We start from the raw sequence: 9,139 nt of genomic DNA, 5'->3' as shown, positions 1-9,139 counted from the left end.
GGCCATCAGGCCGGACTACGCCAGCTTATGGATAGCGCTTCATCCGGCCTGATGACCCCCTGCGTTGTGCCAAGAACATACCATTCAATGGTGCGTCAGGCACGGTGCAGACTGTCCAGATAAGGCGACGATTTCCTCGAAAGCATAGGCATCGTCGCCGAAGCGCTTGCCGAACTGGCGGTTGAGGCGCTTTGCCGAGCCTGTGGCGTGGCCGAGCTCGTGGCACCGGGTCGAGAAATAGGCCTCGATCGAATGGAACGCCTGGGGCGGCGGGAGCGTCACCGTGTCGGTACCCGGCGAGTAATGCGCGCTATCGCCGCCGTGGACGACGCGGATCGGAATCGCATCGAGAAAGGCCTGAACTCCGGCCGAGAGCTCGCCGATCGCCTTGGGATCGGGCGGTTCGGGATAGTAGTGCGCCGGCAGTCCCTCGATCTGCGAGGCGTTGAAGACGTGGTTCCACTTCATGAACCGGACGGTCTTCTCCGTCGCCTCACCGGTCTGGCGATCGGTGTCTGTCTTGCGCGCCGAGCTGTAGAACACGCTGAATGAGCCGCTCTCGCCCTTGCGGACATGGGCGCCGAGTTCGAGCGCTTGCCTGAAGGTCATCCAGTAGGGACTGGCGTAACCCCTGCTCTCGGCGACCGCCCAAAGGAAGAAAGTGTTTATCCCCGAATAGGCGATTCCGTTATGGCGGAGCGGCCGCGTGCTAGTCGAGGTCCAAGGTTTGAGCCAAGGGGCGGTGCCGGCGGCGATCTTATCGAGGATCAGGTCGGTGATGACCTGCGCGACGTCGGGTTTGGGATAACGGGTCATTGGGCCGGGCCCTCCTGGGCAGAATCGAGCGAGAGGTCGGAGCAGTCGCCCGACCAGGAGAGGCGCAGCGTACGTCCGTGCGGGATGCGCCAGGCTACGCGGTCTGCGAAGGCCATGCGAATGCCGGCAAGGATCGCCGCGTCCTCGCCTTCAAGGATGGCATGCGCGCGCACCGCCGCGTCATGACGGAAACGAGTCTCCTGGGTGTCGTAGCTGTCGGCATCGGAATCGTCGGAAGGGCTGAACACCGCATCGATGATGAGGTCGGTGAGATCGTCGGGACCCAGTACGGTGGTGCGGGTCAGTGCAATGCGCGCGCAGTCGGGATCGCCCCAGGAGTCGGCATCTTCCAGAATCGCAAAGTCGGTCTCGAGATCGAGCCGCCGGTCGTGCTGATCGGTGAGTTCGATCGTGATCGCGTCGGGGCGCAGGGTAACGGCACCCTCTTCATCGGTGGGCTTGTCGCCATCGAAAGTGAAGCGCTCGCCGGTGCGCACGAAGGCCGGGAGGGCATCGTACCAGGGATAGCCGATGAAATTGGAGATCGGCTCGTAGAATGCGCGCGGTTCGGGGCCGCCGAGGCGGTGCATCTCGCCCCCGTTCGAGCGCCGCAAGGCGCGGCCGAAGGTGACGGCATCGAAGGAGTCGGTGTCGTCATAGATCGCCGCGCCCGGCTCGAGGTCGGCAAAGCGCGGCACTTCGCGGTAGCTGTCACGGGCAAGCGTCGGGTACCACAGCGGTAGCTGCCGGACCGCTTGCGGAAAGTCGTCGTGATACAAGCTCGCTTCGAGCCAGTTCTCGAAGCTCAGACGGTGGAATGGTTCCTCGCGAATGGCCGCGAAGATCGCCTCGCGGCAGAGCGCCACGAGCCGGTCGAGCGCGGCGTTGCGGTAGATTTCCTTGCGGGCGGGGAGCACCAGGACGAGATCGGGCGCGTCGACGACATCGACTTGCACGGACCACTGGGTGTAGTGGACTTCCTTCACGACCGGGAAGGCGTGTTTGAGGGTCACCCCGTGGAAGTTGAGCGTCGCGATAGGGGGCGAATGCCGGTCGCGGAACACACCAATCCGGAAACCATCCCGCTCGATGACCTTGTGCGCATCGGCGAGAAAATCGGCGCGGGCGAGGTCCTTGCCATTGTAGCTGACCGGCAGCGGCAGAAACCGGGCCGCCGCCTCGACGCAGCGTTCGAGCTTACCGTCAGGCTGCGGATCGAACCGGAAGGCGATTGCCGTGCCGCGCGGCCCGTCGAAGGGCAGGACATCGATGTCGGCCTCGCCGGTCCAGGCATCGCCTGTGATTGCCAGCGAGAACGCACCGCCCGCGCTTTGCGAACTGACCACGGTGTCGAGGCCAGCAAGGCTGAAGAAGCCCATGCCCGCCGGATCCTCGCGGGTACGGCACTCGTCGGACCAGTCGGAATGGCCCAGCGATACGAGGTCGAGCGGGTCGGCAATCCCGGCGCCGTCATCGCTCACCGTGATGTGGCAGGCGTCCTCCATATGCTCGGCGGTGACCGTGATGCGGGTCGCGCCCGCTCGGCGGGCGTTCTGGAGGAGCTCGTTGAAGATGTCGTCGAGGGTCCCGTTGAAGATCCGGGTAACCTTGGAGATCGCGTGCGGAGAGACCCGGGCGCGCAGCTTGGTGATCATGGTCATGGGGTGGTTCCTGGATGGACCGGCACGCTGCCGCTGGCCGCAAAGGGTGCGCGGGCAGCGTGCCGGCAAGGCTGGCTCAGGCGTCGACGGTTTCGCCGGCTTGGGCGCCCTGCTCCTCGGCAGATTCGACCTCATCGGCATCGCTGTCCGGTTCGTGCTCGACCGGCGGTTCGTCATCAGGCTCGCTCGCGGCGAGCACCCGGAAGCGCATGGCCTCGGGCACCCAGGCGAGCGCAGCCTCCTTGACCTCGGGGGCGACGATGGTCTCGCCGGCGAACAGCTTCTCACAGGAGGCCGAGAGGTCGCCCTTCTTCGAACCCATGAAGCTGGCCGCCATGGTCGGTCCGCCGACTTCGCTGACGTGGGCAAGCAGCGCCTGCTTGCTGACCCGGTCGAAGTAGTTGGCCGATGTCGGCCGCCAGTGGCTGGCGACGTTGATCCCCATCAGCGCGGCGAGATGATCGTGCAGATCGATCGGCTCAGGGCCGGACTGGCCCGCCTTCTTGTCGATCCCCATGCTGGCCTCCAGCGTCTTCGCCATGCACCAGGCGAGCCAGCTTGCCTTGGCATCGTCGTCGAGCGCGCTGAATGCGGAGAACCGGTCGACCGTGCGGCGATGCTCGGTCCATGACAGGTCGAGCGTCTCGCGCATGTCGGCCATCAGCGTATGCGCCGGGCTTTCAGGGTAATTGGCAAGGTAAAGCGAGGGCGACGGCGCGCGGAGCGTCGTGCCCAAGGCCTGCGCGCTGTAGAGCGCGCGGGAGTCAGCGATGGCGAAGATCAGGTAGTCGAGCGCGATCGCCGGGGTCGAGGCGAGGTTGATCGCGAGGATGTCGCGGCGCTGGACGGCAAGTTCCTCGACCAGCTTCTGCGATAGCGGCTTGGGGGCGGACGAAGGATTACCGCCCTCCCCTGCAGTCCCACTGGCGCCCTCGCCCGCGTCGGACCCACGCGCCTTGCGGCGTTCGAGTGGCTTGTCGCTGTAGAGGCCGCTCGCAACCGCAGGCTGGCCGTCGGCGCCGATGATCACGAAGCAGCCGACGTTCGCCTTCATCTCCTCGGGGATCACCGGGGGCTTGTCGTGGAGCGCGTCGTAGGCGCTGCTCGCGGCTTCCCAGCGGGTCTGGAACTCGGCGGCAGCGGCTTCGTCGTCCTCGTCGACGCCGTCGCTTTCCGCTTCCAGCGCGGAGATCGTCTCCATGAGGCGGTCGGCTTCGGCCTGTTCCTCGTCAGAAAGCGGTGCGGGTTCGAGGTGGACCTGGTGGAGGTCTTCGGTTGCGCCATAGGTCACGCGGGTCTCGAGGATCGGCCGCACCCAGGCGTAACCCGAGGTTTCGGCGATCTGGGTCGCGAAGGCCTGCAGCTTCTCGCCCGCGATGCGCTGGGCAATCTCGGCATCGATCCAGGTCTCGCCGCCATCCTCGGTGAAGAGGTCGCGCTCGATCTTGCCGCCGGCGGCGAGGTAATCTGCTTCGCTTGCGAGCTTCGCCATCGGCGAGGACGAGCGGATCGCGCTGTGGGTGATCATCCGGCGGATGGAATCTGCCTGGTTGCCCTGCCAGGAGTTCGAGAGCTCGTTCCACACCAGCATCTGGCGTTCGTGGTTGGGGGTCGTTGCGTAGGCCTTGGCGACATCCAGGGTGATCTTGCCTTCCTCGAGTGCGGCGAAGATCGGATCAGCGAGGTCGGCGAGGCGCAGGCGGCCTTCGATGAACCGGCGGGTGCGGCCAAACCGCTTGGCAATCGCGTCGAGGTCGCTGCCCTCATTGACGAAGTGCTTGTAGGCCCGGATTTCATCGGTCGGGGTCATGTCGAGCCGGATGACGTTCTCGATCAGCGAGAGTTCGGACTGCTCGGCGGCATCGATGTCGAGCACGCGGCAGGCGACGGGGTGATCCTTGGCGAGCTTGCCCGCCTCGAGGAGAAAGTTCAGTGCTCGCAGGCGGCGACCACCGGCGGTCACATCAAACATGCCCCGCTTCTTGGCTGGCGCCACGATCAAGTTCTGAAGGAGGCCCTTGGCCTCGATGTTGGCGGCGAGTTCCTCGATGAAGAGGTTGCTGTCATTCTTGCGGACGTTGGCCTCGGACAAGCGTAGCTTGCCAAGCGGGATCATCTCGATGTCGTTCATGGGGGGTGCTCCTGAAAGCTGGATTGACCGAGCCCTTCGGCTCACCCCTTCCAGCCCCCCTCCCCTCGACATTTCAGGAACGGCCCCGGGACTTCAGGCCCATGGTTTACGGCGATATGCCAGAGCTGCGGAACCCGGAGCGGAGAATTTGGTTGCGTTTATTGCGAATATTCGATAGTGAATATGGCCATCACGGAGAGAGCCAATGACCCTGCCAGCCAACGCCTTGCCCTTTGGCAACAGGCTGCCCTCGGCCGATGACCGACAGATCGCCAACCAGCTTCGCCGAATTCTTGCCGCCCAGAAGGCCGGCGAGGCGAAGCTGCGCGTGCCCGATCCGAAAACCAGAAAACCCGTTGAAATCGCCCTCACACCGGCGATGTCGGATCTGTTCCTGGAATTGCTGCGTCACATTGGCAGCGGCGATGCCGTCACGCTCGTTCCGATTCAGCAGATGCTGACCACACAGCAAGCGGCGGACCTGCTCAATATTTCGCGGCCCTACCTCATCAAGCTGATCGAAAAGGGCGATATCCCCCATAGCATGGTTGGTAGGCATCGTCGCCTCAAGGCAGAGGATGTGTTCGCCTACAAGGCTAAGCGTGATGAAACGCGCGCCAAGGCTATGGACGATCTGCTTTCGGGCGACGCGGACCTTTATTGATCTCCGGCCGCCATGTTCGCCAATCGCTACACAGCTCTGGTAGATGCCTGCACACTGGTCAGCGCCCCTAGGCGGGACCTGCTCCTCACGCTGGCCGAAGCGGAGTTCTTCCGGGTGCGATGGTCGCAGCGGATTCTCGATGAAACGCAAAACGCACTGGGCAGGATTTTCGCCGAGCGCGGCATCGAAGATTCTGCCTCGCGCGCGGCGCGCTCGGTCGGGGCCATGCACCGCGCCTTCCCGGAAGCGCTGGTAATGGCTCCCACTTCGCTTGCGTCGATGACCTTCGGTCTTCCCGATGCGAACGACGAACATGTGCTGGCGGCAGCCGTCCAGACACAGGCCCAAGCGGTGGTCACGGAGAACAACGCGGATTTCCCCGAGGCAGTCCTGACGCCGCTCAACATCGAAGCACGAACTGCAGATGAGTTCATCGCCGACACCATTGCTCTTGATGAAGGCAAGGCGGTTGCCGCGATCCGAACATTGCGCACTCGGCTTACGCGACCGGAAATGTCTGCAGAGGGCTACCTGAGGTCGCTAGAGGCGCATGGGCTATTCGTCACTGCCTCACTGCTCAACAACCACATCGAATCCATCTGAGGTCCATTCGCGTCTCGATCGCTGACGTGAGGTAGGCCGGTCTAACAGCACAGTCCTATTTAACATCGCTGATGTTAAATGCGCTCAAGGCACCCCTGCGCCGATCAAGGCCTCGGTGAAGCGCCCCCAGCACTTGCGCTCGGAAATCGGCGGCAAGCGCCCCGTGAGGCATAAATCATGGCTTTATGCCTCATAATGAGCTATCGAGTGAGTTATAAAGCGGGAACGAATGCCTCATGAAGTGGAATTGGCAGCAGCCGGACTGGCCTGATTTTCGCTGGAATAGCGAAGCCCTGGCCGTGCACGAGGCCCGTTTCCTGCAGCAATCCGGGATCATGATCGGCGTGGTGAAGCACCTCGGCGATGAGGACCGCACCAGCGTCGTGCTCGACGTCATGACCGACGAAGCGATGAAGACCTCGCAGATCGAAGGCGAACTGCTCAATCGCGACAGTGTCCAGTCTTCGCTGCGCCGCGAGTTCGGTCTCGAAACCGAAGCCCGCCGGATCCCGCCTGCCGAACGCGGCATCGCGGAAATGATGATGGCGCTCTTCCGGGACTTCGCCGCTCCACTGACCGAAGAGGTCTTGGGCGACTGGCATCGCCTGGTCCTGAGTGGGCGCAGCGACATCGACGTCGTTGGCCGTTACCGTGAGCACGAAGATGCGATGCAGGTCGTCTCGGGAGCCTTGCACAAGCCCACCGTCCATTTCGAGGCACCACCGTCGCGCGAAATGGCGGCGGAAATGGCGCGGTTTCTCGAATGGTTCGCGGCTACCGGCCCTGGCGGCGCTACGCCCCTACCCGGCCTAACCCGGTCTGGCCTCGCGCACCTCTACTTCGTGACCATTCACCCGTTCGAAGACGGCAATGGCCGTATCGGGCGCGCGATCGCGGAGAAGGCACTGTCGCAGGCAATCGGGCAGCCAAGCCTGATCGCGCTGTCGCAGACCATCCAGCGGCGGCGCTCGGCCTATTACGACGCACTCGAAGCGGCGAACAAGTCCAACGAGATCTCCGACTGGCTCGCCTATTGGGCTGAGACTGTCCTTGATGCGCAGACCCACAGCCTGGCGCTGATCGACTTCCTGCTGGAGAAGACCCGGTTCCACGACCGGTACCGGGGGAAGCTCAACCCGCGGCAGGAGAAGGTCATTGCGCGCATGTTCCGTGAGGGGCTCGACGGGTTCAAGGGCGGGCTCAGTGCTGCCAACTACATCACGATCGCCGACACCTCGCGGGCCACGGCAACCCGCGATCTTCAGGAGCTGGTCGCGCTCGGCGCGATGGGGCAAACGGGAACGCTCAAGGCCACCCGTTACCACCTGATCCTCGATGCTGTTGCCGGGACAAACCCGCCGGTCAATCAGGCGTAGTCCCTGGGCCCGTCATCGCCTGCAGAATGGCCTCGGCCTTGTCGGTTGGCACGAACACCCGGGTTTTGTAGGCGATGATCTCGGTGAAGCAGCCCATAGCCTTGAGCTCGGGGATGCGGGCCGCCTCGGCGCCGACGATCTCGATCCGGCGCGCCCCGTTCACCCGGGACGTGCGAACGGTGAAGTTCAGCGGATGCGGCGCCTTCCACGTGCCACCACCGAGAATGGCTTGGGCGATCTTGGCCGGGTCAGTCTGCGCTTTGCGCGAGACGCCAAGCTTCTCGAGCGTCGCATCGACGTAGAGGTCATGGACGTGCCGACCGAGCCACGAGGCGCCGGACTTGTCGACGATGCGGTTGACCGTCAGGTCCTCTTTAGGAAGCGCGCCCCAGATCGGCAGCAATAGCCCGGTCGCAAGAAACACCGTCTCGGTCACCAGCTGGTTCTCGTCAGCGGCGTATTCTGCTTCCCACAGCGCGCTGAACTTGGTCTGGGCGACAGGCTCCCAGGCGGTCTCGTCCAGCCTGCCCGCAAGGATGTATTCGCTGCGCAACGGGCGGACGAGTTCGAACCGGCGGATAAGCTCGCCCTCCTCGTCCATGTGCGACGGCGCAGGGATCGCGAGCGCGACCTTGCCCGACTTGGCGTTGCGCAGAAACAGCGGCTTGTTCTCGTATGAGGCCATTTTCAGCACGCGCTCGAGCGCGAGCAGCTTACGCCGCTGGGTCAGCGACAGTTCGAGGAGGTGCGAGGTCGCCCCCGTCACCGGATCGGTACGGATCACCGTGTCGGAGAGCACCTCGCAGGTCTCGGCCGCGACGGTCTCGACGCCGATATCGAAAGTCCCGGCCTCCTTGGCCGCCGACACCCGCGTCTCCACCAGAGTCAAGAACTCGTCGAAGATGGCATTCTGGACGGCGATCTTCATTGCCAGGATGCGATTGAGCCAGCGCTGGATCGGCGGCAGGTCCTCGCGCAGCACTCCGTCTTGGTCGGTGAGTTCAAGCCCGCTCATGGCCTGGAATTCTTTCAGCGACGTGCTCTTGAGTTTGCCGGTGGCCAGCAGCCCGTACCAGTCGTGCAGCGCGTGCTTGGCGTAGGCGCTCTCGAGGTTGTCTGCGGCATCGAACATCCCCTGCCCGCCGGTCTGGCGCTGGCCGCGCGTCAGCGCACCGAGCGCATCGAGCCGCCGCGCGATCGTGCTGGTGAACCGGGCTTCGCCTTTGCAGTCGGTGGTGACCGGCCGAAACAGCGGCGGGCAGGCCTGGTGGGTGCGGTGCGTTCGTCCAAGCCCCTGGATCGCGCGGTCGGCTCGCCAGCCCGGCTCAAGCAGAAAATGCACGCGGCGCTGCTGGTTCTTGGCATCGAGGCTCGCATGGTAGCTGCGGCCCGTTCCGCCGGCATCGGAGAACACCAGGATACGCTTTGCCCCCGTCATGAACGCGGTGGTTTCGGCAAGGTTGGTGCGCGGCGAGCGGCTTTCGAGGCGCTGCTGGCCGCTGCCATCGCGGACCAGGCGTTTGGAGCGCCCAGTAACTTCGGCCACCGCGCTGACCCCGTAGTGCTCTAGCAAAGCGTCGAGCGCGGTCGGGATCGGCGGCATCGCGCAGATATGCTCGATCAGCTGCTCGCGAGCGGCCTCGGCCTGCGGGTTGTGGACCGGGTTGCCGGCTTGGTCCCACATTGGCCGAGAGCGAACGTCGCCGAGTTCGTCGACGTATTCCTCCATCTGCCGGGTCGGGAAAGCGCGGGTGAGGTAGTCCACGATGGCTTCTTTGCAGTCGCAGTTTATGTCGAGCGTGGCGGCGGGAGGCGCAGGTTTCCTTCGGTTTTCCATGATTTCACTCCAGATAATTGCCTGACAAGGTTGAATGCTGGGGCCGTTAGG

General features: G+C 64.2%; 6 protein-coding genes and 1 pseudogene. 3 read left to right on the top strand and 4 right to left on the bottom strand.

Annotated elements, in window-relative coordinates:
* Positions 1-84 precede the first annotated feature (84 nt).
* From HHL27_RS21905 to HHL27_RS21895, 3 genes are all read right to left on the bottom strand, one after another.
* Positions 85-816 (bottom strand): ArdC family protein, encoded by a 732-nt coding sequence (locus HHL27_RS21905; protein ID WP_169495486.1) that lies wholly within the window; start codon positions 814-816, stop codon positions 85-87.
* Positions 813-2,477 (bottom strand): ATP-binding protein, encoded by a 1,665-nt coding sequence (locus HHL27_RS21900; RefSeq protein WP_169495485.1) that lies wholly within the window; start codon positions 2,475-2,477, stop codon positions 813-815. The genes HHL27_RS21905 and HHL27_RS21900 overlap by 4 nt, the downstream gene beginning before the upstream one ends.
* A 76-nt stretch (positions 2,478-2,553) precedes the next feature.
* Entirely contained in the window at positions 2,554-4,608 is a 2,055-nt protein-coding gene (locus HHL27_RS21895; RefSeq protein WP_169495484.1) for a ParB/RepB/Spo0J family partition protein, read from the bottom strand.
* Positions 4,609-4,813: 205 nt separating this feature from the next.
* On the opposite strand from HHL27_RS21895, the gene HHL27_RS21890 reads away from it, so the two are divergent.
* The 3 genes from HHL27_RS21890 to HHL27_RS21880 all read left to right on the top strand — a co-directional run bounded on the left by HHL27_RS21890 (position 4,814) and on the right by HHL27_RS21880 (position 7,251).
* Entirely contained in the window at positions 4,814-5,272 is a 459-nt protein-coding gene (locus tag HHL27_RS21890; RefSeq protein WP_010890902.1) for a helix-turn-helix domain-containing protein, read from the top strand.
* 12 nt (positions 5,273-5,284) lie between these two features.
* Positions 5,285-5,875: a VapC50 family PIN domain-containing toxin gene (locus HHL27_RS21885; protein ID WP_010890901.1), complete on the top strand. Its 591-nt coding sequence runs from the start codon at positions 5,285-5,287 to the stop codon at positions 5,873-5,875.
* Positions 5,876-6,111: 236 nt separating this feature from the next.
* Entirely contained in the window at positions 6,112-7,251 is a 1,140-nt protein-coding gene (locus tag HHL27_RS21880; RefSeq protein ID WP_010890900.1) for a Fic family protein, read from the top strand.
* Here the strand turns inward: HHL27_RS21880 and HHL27_RS21875 are convergent.
* Positions 7,238-9,028: pseudogene (locus tag HHL27_RS21875) on the bottom strand (strawberry notch C-terminal domain-containing protein); the annotation flags it as partial. The gene HHL27_RS21880 and the pseudogene HHL27_RS21875 overlap by 14 nt on opposite strands.
* Positions 9,029-9,139 lie beyond the last annotated feature (111 nt).

This window comes from Novosphingobium olei (assembly GCF_012927405.1).
GTDB classification, from domain to species: Bacteria; Pseudomonadota; Alphaproteobacteria; order Sphingomonadales; family Sphingomonadaceae; genus Novosphingobium; species Novosphingobium olei.
This window is presented reverse-complemented; position numbering and strand designations above follow the sequence as displayed.

What these genes read in the sequence shown, in the direction of transcription:
- HHL27_RS21905 (WP_169495486.1), bottom strand. Translation starts at nt 816, where the DNA reads ATGACCCGTTATCCCAAACCCGACGTCGCGCAGGTCATCACCGACCTG.
- HHL27_RS21900 (WP_169495485.1), bottom strand. Translation starts at nt 2,477, where the DNA reads ATGACCATGATCACCAAGCTGCGCGCCCGGGTCTCTCCGCACGCGATC.
- HHL27_RS21895 (WP_169495484.1), bottom strand. Translation starts at nt 4,608, where the DNA reads ATGAACGACATCGAGATGATCCCGCTTGGCAAGCTACGCTTGTCCGAG.
- HHL27_RS21890 (WP_010890902.1), top strand. Translation starts at nt 4,814, where the DNA reads ATGACCCTGCCAGCCAACGCCTTGCCCTTTGGCAACAGGCTGCCCTCG.
- HHL27_RS21885 (WP_010890901.1), top strand. Translation starts at nt 5,285, where the DNA reads ATGTTCGCCAATCGCTACACAGCTCTGGTAGATGCCTGCACACTGGTC.
- HHL27_RS21880 (WP_010890900.1), top strand. Translation starts at nt 6,112, where the DNA reads ATGAAGTGGAATTGGCAGCAGCCGGACTGGCCTGATTTTCGCTGGAAT.